This window comes from uncultured Roseibium sp., from assembly GCF_963675095.2.
In the GTDB taxonomy this organism is placed as follows: domain Bacteria; phylum Pseudomonadota; class Alphaproteobacteria; order Rhizobiales; family Stappiaceae; genus Roseibium.
Window position 1 is genome coordinate 150496 of record NZ_CAXXSJ010000049.1, and the last position, 17234, is coordinate 167729.

Here is a 17234-nt window from a genome sequence, read left to right on the forward strand (position 1 = left end):
TTGCGGTTGACCTTAATGAGCCGGGAACCGGCCAGCAAGGCAGCGAAATTTCCTGTTCAGTTGTTTTACGGAAAGGCCGTGGTTAACAGGCGCTTTACCAAGCAGCGGCTAGGGTAGGGCAGTTACGCGTATCGAATGGCCAGGACATTCATGACTGCCTCCATTGCCAGCTACCGGCGCGGCGCCGCCCTGCCGGTCTCAAACCCGTTCCAGCGCCTTGCCGCCCTGCTCGACGGCGAGGAGCCCGGCATGCCGCCGATCATCATGACGATCGGCGAGCCGCAGCATGCGATTCCGGATTTCACCGGAAGCGTTCTCATGGAGAATCTGGCGGATTTCCGCCGGTATCCGCCGATCAACGGAACGCCGGAATTCCGGAGCGCGGTGGCCGACTGGCTGGACCGGCGCTATGGCCTGGAGGGCATGATCGACCGGGATCGGGGCGTCCTGCCGCTCAACGGATCGCGGGAAGGCCTGTCGTTCGGTGCGATCGCGGCACGGGACCAGTTGGGCAAAGACATCGATCACCCGGTGGTGATCCTGCCTAATCCGTTCTACCAGACCTATGCGGCGGCGGCCCATATCGCGGATGCGCGCAGCCTGCTGCTCGATGCGGAGGCGGGACACAGTTTCCTGCCGGATCTCGACAGTCTCGATCCGGATCTTCTGGATCAGACAGTTGCCTTCTACGTTGCCTCCCCGACCAATCCGGAAGGGTCGATTGCCGATATCGGCTACCTGAAACGGCTGATCCGCCTTGCCCGCAAGCATCGCTTCTTCCTCTTTGCCGACGAGTGCTACTCGGAAATCTACCGCGATACGCCTCCGCCGGGCATTCTGGAGGCCGCCAGGGATCTCGGTGGCGGGCTCGACAAGATCATCGTCCTGAATTCCCTGTCGAAGCGGTCGAACCTGGCCGGCCTGCGTTGCGGATTTGCAGCCGGAGATCCGGATTTCATGGAGAAATGGGCGAAGTTCCGAGGTCTCGCAGCACCCCAGGTGCCGCTGCCCAACCAGGCGGTTGCGGTCAGGGCCTACGGCGACGAGGCGCATGTGATCGAAAACCGCAGGCTCTACAACGAGAAATTCGCCGCCGCGGAACGGTATCTCGCGCCGATCCTGGGACCGGTGACGCCCGAAGCCGGCTTCTTCCTGTGGCTCGACATATCCCGCTGGGGCGATTCGGTCTCCGTCACCCGCGATCTCTGGCGCGATGTGGGGGTGAAGGTTCTTCCAGGCGGGTACCTGGCCTCCGATCAGGCCGATGGCACCAATCCGGGTCGGAACTACATCCGTGTCGGGCTGTGTGCGCCATTGGAAATTACGGAAACCGCTCTTGAACGGCTGGCGAACTGGCTCGGAGACAAGACACTGAGACATACGACAACGGGGAACGGGGCATGAGACGGGCAACGGCCATGCGCGGCAACGGGCGGCGCGCCTCCATCGACCTCCTGGACACGCAGAGCCCGATCAAGCGCTTTGTGAAACGCAATGTTGCCGGTTTCTGCGGACTTTGCGTGATTGCATTTGCCGCTGCGCTGGCGGCTGCCCTGGCGACCTGGTCGGTTACGGATCCAAGCCTGAACCATGCAACGGAAGAGCCGGTTCGCAACGCGCTCGGCACGCCGGGGGCGGTCATCGCCGACATCCTGATGCAGACCATCGGACTGGCCACTGCCGTGTTTCTGGTGCCGGTCGTGCTGTGGGGGTGGCGGCTCTTGGCCGGTCATGCGCTACGTATCGGCCGTAAGCGGCTCGTCTACTGGTTTGCCGGGTCCGTTCTGGCGGCAGGCGCGCTCGCCGCCCTGCCGGTTCCCGAAAGCTGGCCGCTGCCGACCGGACTTGGCGGATTTTTCGGCGATGCGGTCCATGCCGTTCCGGGAATGATCACCGACAACTTTACCGAAGGGGCTGCGACCATCATCGGTGTGCTCGGGCTCGGATTGCCCGCCATCTTCCTTCTGGTTTCCGCGACAGGGCTGTTCGGACGTACGGAAGCGGAAATGGAAATGGCCGATGGCAAGGCCAAGGCAACGGGTCATGGCAAGTCGCTGGAAGACGATCTCGGGCTCGATGACGAGGATGGTGGCGATTCGCGCATCGGGCTCTTCATGGCGGCCACCGTGGGCCTGCTCGGCCATTGGTCGCTGATGGCCTTCTCCTTTGGCCGCCGCCTTACCGGACGGTCCATGGGCCGGCAGGCGCATGAGGAAGACTGGGACGAGGAAGACGAGGTCTACGAACCGGAAGATACGCGCCAGAGGGGCACTCTGCATGCGTTCCGCCGCGCTCTCGCGGGCAAGCTGATGCCCGACGACGATGATGGATTGTCCGAATTCTACGAGCGCGGCCGCGCGGCTCCCGATGACGATCCGCACGAGGACATCTTCGAGGACGACGAAGGCGAGGGTTTCGAGCCGGACGAACTTCTGATCGACAAGGGTCCGGTTTCCGACCGTCCGGCCGCGGTGCCGGTCGGTATTGCAGGGCCGAAGCCGGAGGTCGCACCCGGCCGCGTGATTCCGCCGGCACCCCGGCCGAAACAGGGCAAGCGGGTGATCGCGGAAGCGCAGCCGTCGTTCCTCGGCGCACCGGAAGAATACGAGTTGCCGCCCTTGCGGCTGCTCGCCGAGCCCAAATCCGGCGGCAAGGTTCCCGGGCTTTCGCCCGACGCGCTGGAACAGAACGCCCGGATCCTGGAAGGTGTGCTGGAAGATTTCGGCGTGCGCGGCGAAATCATCGAGGTTCGTCCCGGCCCGGTGGTGACGCTCTACGAGCTGGAGCCGGCGCCGGGCATCAAGTCGTCCCGGGTTATCGGCTTGGCGGACGATATTGCCCGGTCCATGAGCGCCATATCGGCCCGTGTCGCGGTCATTCCGGGCAAGAACGCGATCGGGATCGAACTTCCGAACTCACGCCGCGAAACGGTCTATCTGCGAGAGCTTCTGGCCGCGCAGGACTTCGAGAAATCCAAGTCAAAGCTCGCGCTCGCGCTGGGCAAGACGATCAACGGCGAAAGCGTCGTTGCCGATCTCGCCCGCATGCCGCACCTGCTGGTGGCCGGGACCACCGGTTCGGGCAAATCGGTGTCGATCAACACCATGATCCTGTCGCTGCTCTACCGGCTGACGCCGGACGACTGCAAACTGATCATGATCGACCCGAAGATGCTGGAACTGTCGATCTATGACGGCATTCCCCACCTGCTGACACCGGTGGTGACCGATCCGAAAAAGGCTGTCGTCGCCTTGAAGTGGACCGTCCGCGAGATGGAGGACCGCTACAAGAAGATGTCCAAGGTGGGCGTTCGGAATATCGACGGCTACAACACGCGCATCAAACAGGCGCTCGAAAAGGGCGAAAGCTTCACCCGCACCGTCCAGACCGGCTTCGACCGGGATACCGGCCAGCCGATCTACGAGGAAGAGGAGCTGCCGCTCGAAACGATGCCCTACATCGTCGTGGTGGTCGACGAAATGGCCGACCTGATGATGGTCGCGGGCAAGGACATCGAAGGCGCGATCCAGCGGCTCGCCCAGATGGCCCGCGCGGCCGGCATTCACCTGATCATGGCGACCCAGCGTCCGTCGGTGGACGTGATCACCGGTACGATCAAGGCGAACTTCCCGACCCGTATCTCGTTCCAGGTGACGTCCAAGATCGACAGCCGCACGATCCTCGGTGAAATGGGCGCGGAACAGCTGCTCGGCATGGGTGACATGCTGTTCATGGCCGGCGGCGGCCGGATCCAGCGTGTCCACGGGCCATTCGTGTCCGACGAGGAGGTGGAAGAGATCGTGGCGCACCTGAAAGTTCAGGGAACGCCGCAGTATCTGGAAGCGGTCACAGAAGAAGAGGACGAATCGGACAGCCCTTATGACGGCGGCCTTGCCGGAGGGGATGAGGGCAACGATCTATACGATCGTGCCGTCGCCATCGTCCTGCGCGACAAGAAGGCCTCGACCTCCTATGTCCAGCGCCGGCTGTCGATCGGCTACAACCGTGCCGCCTCGCTGATCGAGCGCATGGAGCAAGAAGGCCTGATCAGCTCGGCAAACCATGCCGGAAAACGCGAAATCCTTGTGCAGAACGGGGTGGAAGACGATCTTTAGGTCCGGGAATGCCCAAGCTTTGCCACAAGAACAGGCTAGGCAGGGTGAAACGACTCACTTTACCGATGCAGGAAACGACATGCCGATCCGCAAATTCGCATTTGTCCTGAAGACGCTGATTGTTGCCGCCGGTCTGGCGCTTGTTGCCGGCGGCCCCGCCCTCGCGCTCAGCGATGACGAGGCAAAGACCCTTGAGGACGTGAACGCCTATTTCAATTCGGTCAAAACCATGCACGGCGACTTCGTCCAGTTCGGCCCCGAAGGCAGCCAGTCGGACGGCAAATTCTATATCGCCCGGCCCGGCAAGGTGCGCTTCTACTACAATCCGCCTGCGAAGCTCGACATCATCGCCGACGGCAAGTCCGTTTCGGTCAGAGACCGGAAGATGGCGACCCAGGACATCTGGCCCTTGAGCCAGACGCCGTTGCGTTTCCTTCTGTCGGACGACATCGATCTGCAAAAGGACACGAATATCACCAACGTCCTGGTCGAAGACGACCTGGTCACGGTGACGCTGACCGACCAGACGACCTTCAATTCCGGTGTGTTGACCCTGATCTTCGATGCCAAAAACTATGCGTTGAAGCAGTGGACGGTGCGCGATGCGCAGGGCTACGAAACCTCGGTGGCCGTTTATAACGTCGTCGCCAACGGCCCGACCAATCCGGATCTGTTCAAGATCGACTATCTGGCGAATGCGCGGCAGGACCGCAACTAGATCTCGGACGGGACATCTCCGCCTTGTCGAAGCAGGCTGCAGAAACCGCCTCCGGGCCGCTCTCGCTCGTGGCCCGGCTCCTGGCGGAGTATTGCGCCAGGAACGGCCTGCGGCTCGAAATCGATCCTGAGATCGGCCACGCGGGCTATATCGAGGCGCCGAACGGCCGGCGGTCCTGGTTCAAGGGAACCCATTTCGATCTCAATCCCCTCGGCGCCGCGGAGATCGCGAACGACAAGGCCTATGCCGCGCATTTTCTGAAACAGGCGGGTTTTAATGTTCCGCGCGGCGTTCTTGTCAGCGCCCCGGCTATGATCGACGCCATCTGCCGGAAAAATCCGGCCCGTGCCGGGAAGATGACCGGTCCGGATCAGGCGCTGAGCTTCGCCGAAAAGGCGGGGTTTCCCGTTTTCATAAAGCCCAACGACGGCCAGGAAGGGATCGATGTGGTCAAGGTCTCAAGCCCCTATCAGCTTGAAACCGGTCTGGCCCGCCTGTTCGGGCACCACGATCACCTGCTCGTCCAGGAAGCGGTTTCTGGCCGGGATATCCGGATCGTCGTTCTGGAAGGCAAGGTGCTTTGCGCTGTCGAGCGCCGGTCGGCGGAAGTCCGTGGTGACGGGGTGCGTACGGTCGAGGCGCTGCTGGAGCATATGCCCGGTCAGACGCGGGCGGATTACCGGCTTCTCAGCGAACTTGCCGAACAGGGTCTGACCCTTGAGTCCGTTCCGGAAACGGGTCAAAGCGTGCGGCTTCTGCCGGCGGCCAATCTGTCGTCCGGGGGGACGGGATCGATCGTGACCGATGCGCTTTGCGGCGCGTTCAAGGAGATTGCCGTCTCGGCCGGTGAGGTCCTTGGCCTGACCTATTTCGGCGTGGACATGCTGGTGCCGGATCTGTCCGATCCGGCGGGCGGCTACACCATTCTGGAAGTCAACGCCGCGCCGGGCCTCAACCAGCTGCATCGGCTCGGAGCCGAACAGGCAGCCGTTGCCGAAGCCGCCTATAGCCGAGTGTTCGATGCGCTTGCCCGAAGGCTGGCTTCTTAATAATCGCCAAGCTTGATGTCCGGCGTGTATTCGCCGGGAACGTCCTTGGTCACCGCCTGCCCGCACATGGTCCGGCCGCGGGTCGCGTCATAGGTGAGCGAGGGCGAGCCGGACAGTTCCCAGCCCTTATTGAGCGCCTGCGTCACGCGATGACAGAATTCGCTGTCATCGACACCGGTGATGAAGCGGTAAAGTCTCATGATATCCGTCTCTTGTCAGGCTTCGGAACGGGCTGCGATCGCATCGGCGATGGCGATGACGCGCAGACCCATGTCCGCATGTAGCCGTTCCACCATCTTGCCGTCCACCTGAATTGCACCCTTGCTGGCGTTTTCCGGCTGATCGAAGATCTCGTTGATCTTGCGCGCCCAGGCCACTTCTTCCTCGGACGGGCTGAAGGCCGCATGGCAGGCTTCGATCTGCTTCGGGTGGATCAGGGTCTTGCCGTCCATTCCCATTTCAACGCCTTGCGCGCATTCCGCGGCAAAGCCGTCGAGATCGGAGAAGTTGTTGTAGACGCCGTCGAGAATATCAATGCCGCCGGTACGGGCGGCGGCGACGCAGGTCATCAGCCAGGGCATCATCACCTCCCGGCCCGGATTGAGCTTGGCGCGGGTCTCCTTGGCGAGATCGTTGGTGCCCATGACGAAACAGGACAGGCGCACTTCCGGGTCCCGGCCGCAGGCGGCGATGGCGGCGGCATTGAGCATGGCAAGCGGCGTTTCCATCATCGCCCAGAGCCTGAGGCTTTGAGGCGCGTTGCCGAGCGCCAGCTTGTGCGCGGCCCGCTCCAGATCTGCCGGGCTGTTGACCTTCGGGATCAGGATCGCGTCGGGCTTTGCGTCGATGGCCGCCTTGAGATCGTCCTCGCCCCAGGCCGTATCCAGGCCGTTGATGCGGATGACGACTTCCCGGTCGCCGTAACCGCCGCCCTGAACCGCCGTCACGATCTGGGATCGGGCCTCCGCCTTCATGTCGGGTGCGACCGCGTCCTCAAGGTCGAGGATCAGACAGTCAACGTCGAGGCTCTTGGCCTTTTCCAGAGCACGGGTATTGGAACCGGGCATGTAAAGGGCTGAACGGCGCGGGCGGATGGATGTCGTCATCGGAGGGTCTCTCGGTTCCGGAACTGTTTGCAGCCAACTTAGAGGAAGGCGATGCCGGATGGAATTCACCTAAGGGTGGAAGAGGTGCGTGCTGGAGAGGGTATTGGATCGGCTTGCGTAAAAGCTTGTTCCACATCACAGTTTCCCGCATGCCCGCGCTGTATCAGGGGAGGCATTAGGGCGCGGGGCTCCAGTTCCGCCGCCTGTTGTGGCGAGACAGTTCAAGGGCGAGGGAAGACGGCGGTATGTGGCGGACCCATTTGATTATTTTAGGGCTTCTGGCACTTCTGGCCGGAGCGGTCCTGCTGCTTGACCGATATCTGTTGCTGCCGCGCGGCGGGCCGTTGCCGGTCGATATGCGCGGCGCTTTTATCACGGTCTATCTGCTCTGGCTGCTTGCCCAGATCGTGGTTTCCACCTCTCTCCTGCTGGTGTTGAAGGAGCCAAAGCCGGTCTGGGTGCATGTTCTGGGTGCGCCGATCGCCATTGTTCTCGTGATCGCGGGCTTCTTTATCTATTCCGGCGTCGACTCTTATCTCGCCGGAAACGCCCGGCAGGCGCGCCTTGATGCGCGCGCGGGCTATGCGGATGCCGTCCGGCTGGTGGAATGGAAGCTGGAGCCGGCGGACGGAACGCCGGAACGAGCCCGGCTGATCCTTGTTTTCAAGGCCTTCGGGCGATTCGCGGCCCATATCGAAGGGCGTTCAGCAGAGGATATGCAGACTTTTGCCGGCGAGCTGAAGCCGCAGGTTCAGGTGGAGGCCGGAGAGCGGCTGGATGTCGTTCTTCCCCTGACGCATTACCGCGAGCAACCTGCCGAAGATGTCTCGGTGACGCTTTACCTGTTCAAGGACGAGACCGGGAGTGCGCCGGAAAATATCCACATGACCTATCGGACCGGCCTGACCGTCCGGGATGATGGAAAATATTTTTACGCCCCGCTTCCGCCGGAAGGTGTGCGGGCGTCGCAATAGGTTCAGGCTTCAGGTGCCGGTTCGGATCGGGACGACCTGCCGAAGATCATGTCCTTCGCCGCGATGACCGCGCCGACCGTAATGGCGATACAGGCGAGTACGATTGAAAGCGTAAAGGCGCCGAAACCGAACAGGATCAAGAGCAGGGTGGAGAGAAGCGGCGCCGAATAAGCCGCGGCTCCGAGCACCTGTATATCGCCGCGCTTGACCCCGATATCCCAGGTGAAAAAGGCCAGTCCGACCGGAAACAGGCCGAGGGCTGCAACGGACAGCCATTCGGTCGTGCCGGCCGGCCAGATGGTCTGTTCCAGAAAGACGTGGCACAGGGCGGACAAAAGGGCGGTCATCAGGCAGAAACCGGCCACCGCTTCTGTCGGGACATTGCCGAGCCGGCGGGACAAGACCGAATAGGACGACCAAAACAGGGACGACGTGACCGCTGCGCCATAGCCGAGCGCGGAGCCGCCATCGAGAGACAGGCCTTCGCCGCCGGTGATCAGCAGGGCGGCGCCCCCCAGACCCAGAACGGTTCCGATGACGTGATGCAGTCTCAGCCTTTCGCCGGGCAGGAAGGCGGAAAAGACCACGATCAGCAGCGGCCAGGTGTAGTTGATCAGATTGGCGTCGACCGGAGGCGCGTTGCGGATCGCCGTGAAGTAGAAGAAATGAAAGCCGAAGAGACCCAGGGTGCCGAAGGCCCAGACCTTCAGGGGCTGGCGCAGCAGATGAAGATTTCCCTTAAAAGCCAGCCAAAGGATGGCTAGCGCGCCGGAGAGGCCGAAACACAGGGCATTCAGAAGGAACGGTGGAACCTGCCCGGATCCCGCGCCGAATACGCCGAGCGTGGCCCACATCAAGATGGCGCTCAGCCCGATAAGCGTGGCACGCAGCCGATCGGCGTGAGCTGACATGGGGTTACCAATCCTTCCGCTTTCGGGTTCGTCCGGTTCAATTCACGGGCATATGGGGGACATGCTTATCAATTCGCAACCGGAATTTTGCCGGGGCGCTTGATTGTCGGTCGCGTTTCGGGACATCTTGCGCTCACACATACCGATCAACTCCCGGAGATCTTATGAGCAAAACGGACATCAGGGCCATCAGGTCCGACGAGGCCCATAAACTTGCACCGCTCATTGCCGAAAATGCCCAGGCTCTGAAACGGGGCGCGCCACGGCGTCCCGACGACTACTATGCGGAACGCATTCTCGCCGACAAGACGGCTGAGGTGATCGGTGCGTTTCAGGAGGATCAGCTCATTGGCTTCGCGGTCTTCTTCGATCTGCCGGAACTGATCACGGGTCTGCGCATCGGCCAGCTCGAGGATATCTACGTGCATCCGGATTTCCAGAAGCAGGGTATCGGCCGCAAGATGGTCGAAACCCTGGTGGCGGAAGGCCAGAGCCGGGGCTGGCTGCATCTGCGCTGGCTGGTTCCGGGCAAGAACGTTCCTGCCGTGACGCTTTACGAAAAGCTCGCCGAGCCCGATCACCGCAAGAGCTATGTCATTCCGATCGACCGGATCGCGGGCGACTAAAGTCCTTAACTCAGGACATTCCTGGTGCGAGCGGCGGGATCGCGATGCCGAGCGGCACGATCCCGACCCGGAGCGCGCCGTTGTCGATCGTCAGCGGCAGGCGGGTGACTTCTCCGCCTTCGGGGCCCGTTTCCCGGACGCCGAAGGCCATGGCAGTTCCCTTCAATGTTGCCGGGATGCCGGTTTCGGCGGGAAACAGGCGCGCGAGCAGGTCGTCCGCATGCTCGATGCCCTTGATCAACAGATCGACCTTCCCCGACAAGCTGCCATCAGCCGCCAGTCGGAGTTGGCCGCTTGTGGTGATTTCGGTCAGTTCTGATTTCAACGACATCCAGACAAGGTCGATCGGCAAGGATCCGTCGTCATCATGCGGTATTGCCGACAAAGGCGCGCCGGAGAAAAGGTCCAGGCCATTTTCCAGGCGCAGGTGCGCGCGGGCATCGACCGGAGCGCCGAGCCCGTCGGGCTGCCCGACCTGAAGCCCGTCCGCCGATGCAAAGGCCTCGATGGTGTTGGGCGTCTCGGGAACCGGCCGGGCATGAAATTCGACCGTTTTGGCTTTGAGGCCTCCGAAATCGAAGTCGGTCGACGCGAGATCGAAATCCTCGATCGAGGCATCGACCTTGCGAATGCCGTTGCCCGAAACCCGAACGCTTGAAAGTGCCGATGCCCATGTGGCGGATAGGGCTTCTCCCTGGAATGGGATGCCCGCGGAGGCCGGGCCGTCGGCTTCGAAAATCACGTGCCACGGATTGTAGACGAGGGCGACAGCTTCCAGGCGCTTCAGAGAAATCGACAGGCCGGAGGCATCGGTGATGACCGGTTCGAGGCAGCCGATTTCAAACCGGAAGGGAAATCCGCCGATTTCCCGTTTGTCGCAGGCAACCCGGTTTCCCGAACCGTTGAGGACGCTGAGTTCGGCGGTGATCCGTTGATCCACGATGCCGCGAATATAAAACCAGCCCCCGGACCATGCCGCGATCACGACGGCAACCGTTGCGGCCATCAGCGTGTAGCGGAATTTCAGATTTTTTTTCTGTCCGGCGCCCAAGGCGGTCTCCTGCGATCCTGCTTCAAAAATCGGTCGTGGCCGGGTGCCGCCCGTTGCACGGGCCGTCGGCCATTGTTATGTGAGCGGCAACAATGACGATTTAACGGACGGATATGAGCGATTTTTGGGTCTTTGGCTATGGGTCTTTGATGTGGAATCCAGGCTTCGACCACGTTATGGCGCAGCCGGCCCTGTTACGCGGGGCGCATCGATCGCTGTGTGTCTATTCCTGGGTTCACCGGGGAACGGAGGAAAATCCGGGTCTTGTGTTCGGCCTGGATCACGGCGGTGCCTGCCGGGGGATGGCGTTTCGGGTTCACGGCGGCAACCGGGAAGAGACCGTCGCCTATCTGCGAGCGCGCGAACAGGTGACCGGCGTTTACCTGGAAAGCTGGCGCAAGGTCTCCCTTGGTGGTGGAGAAACGGTTGAAGCGCTGACCTATGTCGTCGACCGAAGGCATCCGCAATATGCCGGCGCCCTGCCGCTGGCGGATCAGCTTGGCATCGTCACCGGTGCCGTCGGCAAATCCGGCCGTAATCCGGATTACGTGCTGAGCACGGCGGCACACCTGGAAGAGCTGGGGATTGTCGATCATAACGTCGGCTGGCTCGCCGAGCAGCTAAAAGGCTGACTTGCGGTCGCAGCCTATTCGCCCTCTTCCGGAAACGACAGATCGTTCAGGATCGAACGGCGCATTCCGGCATTTTCCGCCAGGAGATGCACAAATACGTCCGACCGTGCCAGCCTGCCCTTGGTGAGACGCGGGCCGTGACGCTTGCCGTGCCGGTCAATCTCGCCGAGCCAGATCGGGCAATCGCTCTTTCTCTTTCCTGATCGCGGATCCGGTTTCGCAAGCAGGATAACAACGGCCTGTCGGCAATCCTCCAGATCGGCGACAGACATTTTCGTGAAAATGTAGCGCTGTCCGCTACGGCCGGCGAAATAGCGATAGCGCTCCGCCTGGGCGAGCCCGCTCAGAAAGCCGGGAGAGGAACCGGAACCGGTAACTGACGTCGTAGACATAGCGCATCTTAGAACATAAGGGGAACATTGACAAACGCGAATTGAGCGCGTTCGCCGCTTGTTCTTTCATATGGGAATCGAAACGATTCAGCGCAATCCTAAGACTCTGGCCTTACGCTTTCGCGTTGGCTGCCTTCCGGTTCCGGTCATAGACGGCGAGCATGGGTGTCGGGCTCTCGGCGGTCCGCGCTTCTTCGCACAGGCGGATGGTAGCGGTTTCGATGGTGTCGACTAGGGTATTATGAAAGGCACGGGCCCCGAGGCCCGGTGCGATCGGCGGCAGAAATTCAACGAGCACCGTTCCCGGATAGATGATCCAGGACGCACGCGGCCAGTAGAGCCCGGCGTTGAGCGCGACGGGCAGAACCGGGCAGTTCAGGTCCTTGTAGAGATGGGCGATGCCGAACTTGAACTGCGGCTCCGCGCCCACCGGGCGCCTTGTGCCTTCGGGAAAAATCATGATCTGCCGTTCGTCGGCAATGGTCTGCTTGGCGGACTCGACCATGGCCGCCAGGGCCGCCGCGCGTTTGCCGCGGTTGATCGGGATCTGCTGGTATTTGGCGGTATACCACCCGAAAATCGGGATCCAGCGCAGTTCCCGCTTCAGGATATAGGTTGCGTTCGGCACATGCGGGATCAGCGCGAAGGTTTCCCACGCCGACTGGTGTTTGGACGCAACGATATAGCCGCCCTGGGGGATGTTCTCCTTGCCGCGGACCTCGACCTTGAGGCCGACGATGATGCGCAAGAGAAACAGCAAAATGTTGGCCCAGAACGGAACGACCCACCAGCCCCACTTGCGCGGCAGCAGGAGCACGGGAGAACCCACGAGCATCAGGGCAAGGGTGATCGTGTAAAACAGGATCTGGAAGATGGAGGAACGCAGAAAAAGCATGGTACCTGGGGCATTGAGGAGCGCGGGCCCTGCCGGTCACCTCCGTCAGGAGCGAAGCGAGCGCAGGGCGTTCTGGCCGAGGATCCGAAAGCTTGCGAGGGTATACTTCACATATTCGCGCAAGAGAAGCCGGATTGTCGCCGGTTGGCGGTACCAGGACTTCAGATCCATTCCGGCGGGCTGCACCGGATAGGGGATCAGCCGCACATCCGGTAACACTCCCTGCAGTTCCACTTCGGCGCGGGGTAGGTGATAGGCACTGGTCACGAGCAGCAGAGAAGAAAACGCATGCTTGTGGGCCCAGCTTGCGGTTTCGATGGCATTGCCTTCCGTATTCAGCGCAAGACGGTCGAGATCGACGCAGCAATCGAACAGCGCCGTGTCGCTGCCGGTCATGGTGGAGATCTGGGCCACGGTCGTTCCCGGGTGCACGCCCGAGATCAACAGACGTTCGGCACGATTTTCCTCCAGCAGGCGAACCGCGTGAGAAACGCGCTCGGTTCCCCCGGTCAGAACGACGATGGCATCCGCCCTGATGTTATTCGGCATGGACATCGAGGCGACCTTGTCCGCGAAGCGGATGAAGGAAACCGTCGTGACCATCAGCAGGAGGATGCACAGGAGCGGCAGGATAAGGCGTAAACCCATCCTGCGCCGGCGGGTCTTTCCGGCCGGTGTCGTGATGCCGCTGTCCGTATACGGTTCGGCTTGTGTCTGCATGCCGCTGACTTTGCAGGCTTCCGCCCGATCGTCATCGGCAGTCCGCATACTGCTCATAACGGCATTATCATAGATGATTCGGCGTTTTTGCGGGCAAATTGGGTCACTTTTGGGAAAAAGTCGAAGACCATTTTATCAATCCGCCTTCGCCAGATGGGCCTTCACCGCAAGACCGGATGTGAGAGCGGTCAGAACGGCGACCAGAAAGACGATGCCGACGACCCCGAGATAGCCCGGAAGGCTGACTGAAACGGAACCGAAAAGAGCCGACAATTGGTCGGAACTCGCCTGCCCGGCGGTTTCGCGGGTGAACATGTCGAGCAGGACGAAGCAAAGGGATGCGACCGCCCCGCCGGTGACCCCGCCTTTCAGGCCGAGAAGCAGAAAATGGCGCTGAAATTCCCGCGCGATGAAGCTGTCTTCTGCGCCGACGAAGTGGAGAACGGAAACAACGTCCTTGTTGCCGGCCATGGCCGCCTGGGTCGCAAAGACCACGCTCAGCACCATGGAGGCCATGACCAGAGCCATGATCGCGAAACCGGCAATGACGACCGCGCCGGCCATGGCTGACAGGCGCGAGGTCCAGACCGAATGATCGTCGAGGCTTGCTCCCGCGACCTGGCTTTCCAGGGTCTGGCGAAGCTGGTTGAGATCAAGGGCGGAGGGGTCGTCTACGGTAATTTCGATGAGCCGCGGAACCGGCAGGCTGTCCAACTCCAGTCCCTCGCCGAGCCAGGGCTGGAGCAGGGCCTTCGTTTCGTCGTCCGACAGGGCACGGACAGAGCCGACACCGGCGAATTCCTGGGTAAGGGCGACGGCCTTGTCGATTTCCCGCATCATGTCGACACCGTCGGCCGGGCGGATCTGGACGGTGACTTCGCGCACCAGGTCGTTCTGCCATGCATCGGCGGCGTCCCAGACGATGGAAACCGCACCAACGGTCAGGCAGGCGAGGAAGCTCATGATGGCGACCACGAGGGTCAGCGCGCGCCCGGCGACGGATTGCGGCGGCACGATCGCGGCTGTCGGACGCAGCTTCCGGTCGTCGGCGGAAACACGGCCGCCGGCCTCGGCGTTTTTGGGCGGCAGCTTCGGGCGCATGGGTTTGCGCGGCGCCTTGACGGCGTTCCGGATCTTTTTCCGCGCCGTTTGTTTTTTCACCGTGGCCATCTCGGCAGGCCTCATTCAGGAGCTCGTGTTAATCGAATATGGAAAGACGGCCATCCGCCAGTACCATACGCCGTGCGTCCACCTGTTCCAACAAGGCAATATCGTGGGTTGCAATCACGACGGACGTGCCGAGCTTGTTCAGTTCGATAAAGAGGCGCAGCAGCCTGCGCGCCAAAGGCGGATCGACGTTCCCGGTCGGCTCGTCCGCCAGAAGCATGTCCGGCCGGGTAATCAGCGCACGGGCGATGGCGGCACGCTGTTTTTCCCCACCTGACAGGACAGGTGGGAGCACATGCATCCGGTCGCCAAGACCGACCCATTTGAGAAGTTCGATCACGTCGGCCCGGTAGTCGGATTCTTCCTTGCCGAGCACACGCAGCGGCAAGGCGACGTTTTCGTAAGTGGTCAGATGATCGAGCAGGCGGAAATCCTGAAACACGACGCCGATCTTGCGGCGCAGTTCCGGCAGTTCCTGCTTGGCTATGACCGACAGATCCTTGTTGAAAACCTTGATCAGGCCGCGCGTGGGCCGAAGGGACATGAAAAGCAATCTGATCAGGCTGGTTTTTCCAGCGCCGGACGGACCGGTCAGGAACTGGAACGATTGAGGTTCGATCTCAAAGGTCAAATCCCGAAGGATTTCCGGCCCCCATACCATATCTTAGTCCGACATTTTCAAAGCGGATCACCCGTTACCTCCTGAAACCGCCAGACGCTACCGCGGTCCCGTTAACGCTTCATTAAACATATAAAGGTCCTTTAGAAACGGCAAAGGTCGGAGTGTATGGAATATGTTGCCTGACCGGAATTTGTACCGGAATTTCGACCAGATCGGCTACACTTGAAAGTCTCCATGACACGCAAGGCGAAGGGTCTTCTCGGATGAAGATCAAATGCCCCGACTGCAAGACTGCCTACGACATCAAGCCCGAGATTCTTGGCGAAGAAGGGCGCAGCGTCAAATGCGCGCGCTGCGGCGTTCGCTGGTTCGTCAGCCCCAAGAAATCAAAGGAAGACCTTAAGCTGGAAGCCGATTCGCCTTCCGCCGATGCCGAGGATGCGGACGAAGCCCACTGGGCGGAGGACGAGGCCGATGAAAAGCGCGTAGCCGAGGAAAAGGGGTTTGCGGCAGACGCTGCGGACGACGAGGATGAGGGCGACGAGCGGGACACTGACCTGAGCGGCGGCGCTGCCGGCGGCGACTTTTCCGAAGAAGATGAGGACGAGGAGAAGGAAGAGGAAGAGCCAGCCGATTTCAAACCCGCGCCGGGACCGCGGAACACCCAGGCCCTTGATGACGACGAAGACGAGGACGAGGACGATAAGCAGGAACCGTCCAAGCCGCCGACGGACATCGAAACGCTGGCAAAGCGCCCAAAGATCGTCGTCAATCCGAACAAGTTCAAGCGGAGCGTGATCGGTCCGGTCCTTAAATGGCTGGCACGACGGAATTACAGGCGCATCGCCGGAGTTGGCCTGTTCGGTGCGGCTCTCGCGATCTGTGCGTTCCTGGTGCTGATCCGCGATCAGATCGTCCGGGATGCGCCGGATCTGGCGAGCCTGTTTGAATTCGTCGGCCTGGATGTCAATCTGCGTGGGCTTGAATTCCGGGATCTGAGAACATTTTCGGAGGTCGCCGAAGGAAGACAGGTGCTTGTCGTGGAAGGAACGATCCGCAACATCGGCGAGGAACAGATGCCGGTTCCTGCTGTCCGGCTGTCGATCCGCGGGACGGATCTGCAGGAAATTTATGCCTGGACCGTCGAACCGCGGACAACCATGCTAAAAGGATTGGATGAAACCCGGTTCAGGACCATCCTGTCGAACCCGCCGGATGGTGCGTCGGATATCATGGTTCGCTTTATCGACCGCGGCCGGAAACAGGTAATACTTGAGTAAGATGACTGTCACTATAAACACGCTCTTTGACGAAGACACCATCGCCGCCAGGGTCGACGCCCTGGCCAGAGAGATCGCAGAAACGAGGCCTGAACGCCTTCTGGTGGTGGCGGTCCTGAAGGGAAGTTTCATATTCGCGGCAGACCTTGTCCGGGCGATGCACCGGGTGGGACTGACCCCGGAGATGGAATTCATGCACCTGTCGAGTTACGGCGCAGGCACCCAAGGGTCCGAGGTCCGTATTTTGCGGGATGTGGAAAGCGACGTTAACGGGCGGGATATAATATTGGTGGATGATATCCTGGAATCCGGACGGACCCTGAGCTTCGCCAAGGAGCGGCTTGCGAAGCGCGGTGCCCGATCGGTACGGGTCGCGGCGCTTCTGGACAAGCCGGAAAACCGCAAAGCCGCCATTTCCGCGGATTATGTCGGGTTCATATGTCCCGACAAATTCGTTGTCGGTTATGGCATGGATATGGGGCATGCGTGGCGGCAGTTGCCGTTTATCGGATATGTCGTTCCGGACGGCGAAACGTCGGCCGGCGAAACCAGAGGAGAGTGACCATGGCTCGCGTCCTTCTGACGGAAGATGACGAAGCCGTCCGGAGCTTTGTAAAACGGGCTCTGGAACTGGATGGCCATAGTGTGAAAGCCGTTGAAGACGGTGGTGAGGCGGTCGAAGTCCTCACCCGGGAAAAGGGCAACTTCGATCTGCTCCTGTCGGATATCAAGATGCCGGTCATGGACGGGATCGCACTGGCCCTGCATACGGCACGCGACTGGCCGGACATGCCGATCCTCCTGATGACGGGCTTTGCCGATCAGCGGGAACGGGCGAACGGTCTCGACGAACTTGTTCGCGACGTGGTGACCAAGCCGTTTTCTCTGGCCGATATCCGCCGTGCGGTGCGCGATGCGCTCTCCGGGTCGGCGCATGAGGAAACACGACGCTACGCCTGAATTCAGAATCTGAATT

General features: G+C 61.2%; 18 protein-coding genes and 1 pseudogene. 10 read left to right on the plus strand and 9 right to left on the minus strand.

Translation table 11 applies throughout. The features are described 5' to 3' along the window. Positions 1 to 150: 150 nt before the first annotated feature. From ABIN98_RS18905 to ABIN98_RS18920, 4 genes are all read left to right on the plus strand, one after another. Positions 151 to 1404, plus strand: a complete 1254-nt coding sequence (locus tag ABIN98_RS18905) for an aminotransferase class I/II-fold pyridoxal phosphate-dependent enzyme (RefSeq protein WP_346912110.1) — start codon at positions 151 to 153, stop codon at positions 1402 to 1404. Continuing rightward, the gene (locus ABIN98_RS18910; protein ID WP_346912111.1) at positions 1401 to 4115 is read left to right on the plus strand and encodes a DNA translocase FtsK; all 2715 of its coding nucleotides are present in this window, start codon (positions 1401 to 1403) and stop codon (positions 4113 to 4115) included. The genes ABIN98_RS18905 and ABIN98_RS18910 overlap by 4 nt, the downstream gene beginning before the upstream one ends. A gap of 79 nt (positions 4116 to 4194) precedes the next feature. Then, positions 4195 to 4833, plus strand: coding sequence for an outer membrane lipoprotein carrier protein LolA (locus ABIN98_RS18915; RefSeq protein WP_346912112.1), 639 nt, complete (start codon positions 4195 to 4197; stop codon positions 4831 to 4833). 23 nt (positions 4834 to 4856) lie between these two features. Next, positions 4857 to 5882 (plus strand): ATP-dependent carboxylate-amine ligase, encoded by a 1026-nt coding sequence (locus ABIN98_RS18920; protein ID WP_346912113.1) that lies wholly within the window; start codon positions 4857 to 4859, stop codon positions 5880 to 5882. On the opposite strand, the gene ABIN98_RS18925 is transcribed toward ABIN98_RS18920, so the two are convergent. Together ABIN98_RS18925 and ABIN98_RS18930 are read right to left on the minus strand one after the other, a co-directional pair. After that, positions 5879 to 6082 carry a DUF1737 domain-containing protein gene (locus ABIN98_RS18925; RefSeq protein WP_346912114.1) on the minus strand — a complete coding sequence of 68 codons (204 nt, stop codon included), beginning with the start codon at positions 6080 to 6082 and terminating at the stop codon, positions 5879 to 5881. The two genes, ABIN98_RS18920 and ABIN98_RS18925, sit on opposite strands and share 4 nt — an antisense overlap. A 15-nt stretch (positions 6083 to 6097) precedes the next feature. Beyond that, complete coding sequence (locus ABIN98_RS18930; protein WP_346912115.1) at positions 6098 to 6988, minus strand: CoA ester lyase; 891 nt, start codon at positions 6986 to 6988, stop codon at positions 6098 to 6100. 245 nt (positions 6989 to 7233) lie between these two features. Here ABIN98_RS18930 and ABIN98_RS18935 point away from each other — a divergent pair, with 245 nt between their 5' ends. Continuing rightward, positions 7234 to 7962, plus strand: coding sequence for a hypothetical protein (locus tag ABIN98_RS18935; RefSeq protein ID WP_346912116.1), 729 nt, complete (start codon positions 7234 to 7236; stop codon positions 7960 to 7962). Between the two features lie 2 nt (positions 7963 to 7964). Here the strand turns inward: ABIN98_RS18935 and ABIN98_RS18940 are convergent, their stop codons facing one another. After that, positions 7965 to 8873, minus strand: a complete 909-nt coding sequence (locus tag ABIN98_RS18940) for an EamA family transporter (RefSeq protein WP_346912117.1) — start codon at positions 8871 to 8873, stop codon at positions 7965 to 7967. 164 nt (positions 8874 to 9037) lie between these two features. On the opposite strand from ABIN98_RS18940, the gene ABIN98_RS18945 reads away from it, so the two are divergent. Then, positions 9038 to 9499 (plus strand): GNAT family N-acetyltransferase, encoded by a 462-nt coding sequence (locus ABIN98_RS18945; RefSeq protein WP_346912118.1) that lies wholly within the window; start codon positions 9038 to 9040, stop codon positions 9497 to 9499. A gap of 10 nt (positions 9500 to 9509) precedes the next feature. Here ABIN98_RS18945 and ABIN98_RS18950 read toward each other — a convergent pair whose 3' ends face one another. After that, positions 9510 to 10550 carry a DUF2125 domain-containing protein gene (locus ABIN98_RS18950; RefSeq protein WP_346912119.1) on the minus strand — a complete coding sequence of 347 codons (1041 nt, stop codon included), beginning with the start codon at positions 10548 to 10550 and terminating at the stop codon, positions 9510 to 9512. 113 nt (positions 10551 to 10663) lie between these two features. On the opposite strand from ABIN98_RS18950, the gene ABIN98_RS18955 reads away from it, so the two are divergent. Continuing rightward, the gene (locus ABIN98_RS18955) at positions 10664 to 11182 is read left to right on the plus strand and encodes a gamma-glutamylcyclotransferase (protein ID WP_346912120.1); all 519 of its coding nucleotides are present in this window, start codon (positions 10664 to 10666) and stop codon (positions 11180 to 11182) included. Positions 11183 to 11196: 14 nt separating this feature from the next. Here the strand turns inward: ABIN98_RS18955 and ABIN98_RS18960 are convergent, their stop codons facing one another. The 5 genes and pseudogenes from ABIN98_RS18960 to ftsE all read right to left on the minus strand — a co-directional run bounded on the left by ABIN98_RS18960 (position 11197) and on the right by ftsE (position 15048). After that, on the minus strand, positions 11197 to 11574 hold the full coding sequence (locus ABIN98_RS18960; RefSeq protein ID WP_346912121.1) for a hypothetical protein: 378 nt from the start codon (positions 11572 to 11574) through the stop codon (positions 11197 to 11199). A gap of 112 nt (positions 11575 to 11686) precedes the next feature. Next, positions 11687 to 12469, minus strand: coding sequence for a lysophospholipid acyltransferase family protein (locus tag ABIN98_RS18965; RefSeq protein WP_346912122.1), 783 nt, complete (start codon positions 12467 to 12469; stop codon positions 11687 to 11689). A gap of 45 nt (positions 12470 to 12514) precedes the next feature. Further along, the gene (locus tag ABIN98_RS18970; protein WP_346912123.1) at positions 12515 to 13246 is read right to left on the minus strand and encodes a YdcF family protein; all 732 of its coding nucleotides are present in this window, start codon (positions 13244 to 13246) and stop codon (positions 12515 to 12517) included. Between the two features lie 78 nt (positions 13247 to 13324). After that, complete coding sequence (locus ABIN98_RS18975) at positions 13325 to 14374, minus strand: ABC transporter permease (RefSeq protein ID WP_346912124.1); 1050 nt, start codon at positions 14372 to 14374, stop codon at positions 13325 to 13327. 13 nt (positions 14375 to 14387) lie between these two features. After that, positions 14388 to 15048 (minus strand): annotated as a pseudogene (ftsE, locus tag ABIN98_RS18980) (cell division ATP-binding protein FtsE). 193 nt (positions 15049 to 15241) lie between these two features. Between ftsE and ABIN98_RS18985 the strand changes: the two are divergent. Genes ABIN98_RS18985 through ABIN98_RS18995 form a run of 3 tightly spaced genes read left to right on the plus strand, consistent with a single transcriptional unit; the run spans position 15242 to position 17218 of the window. Beyond that, the gene (locus tag ABIN98_RS18985; protein WP_346912125.1) at positions 15242 to 16258 is read left to right on the plus strand and encodes a zinc-ribbon domain-containing protein; all 1017 of its coding nucleotides are present in this window, start codon (positions 15242 to 15244) and stop codon (positions 16256 to 16258) included. 1 nt (position 16259) lies between these two features. Beyond that, the gene (hpt, locus tag ABIN98_RS18990; protein ID WP_346912126.1) at positions 16260 to 16820 is read left to right on the plus strand and encodes a hypoxanthine phosphoribosyltransferase; all 561 of its coding nucleotides are present in this window, start codon (positions 16260 to 16262) and stop codon (positions 16818 to 16820) included. Between the two features lie 2 nt (positions 16821 to 16822). Beyond that, complete coding sequence (locus ABIN98_RS18995; protein ID WP_346912127.1) at positions 16823 to 17218, plus strand: response regulator; 396 nt, start codon at positions 16823 to 16825, stop codon at positions 17216 to 17218. The last annotated feature ends 16 nt before the right edge of the window (positions 17219 to 17234 follow it).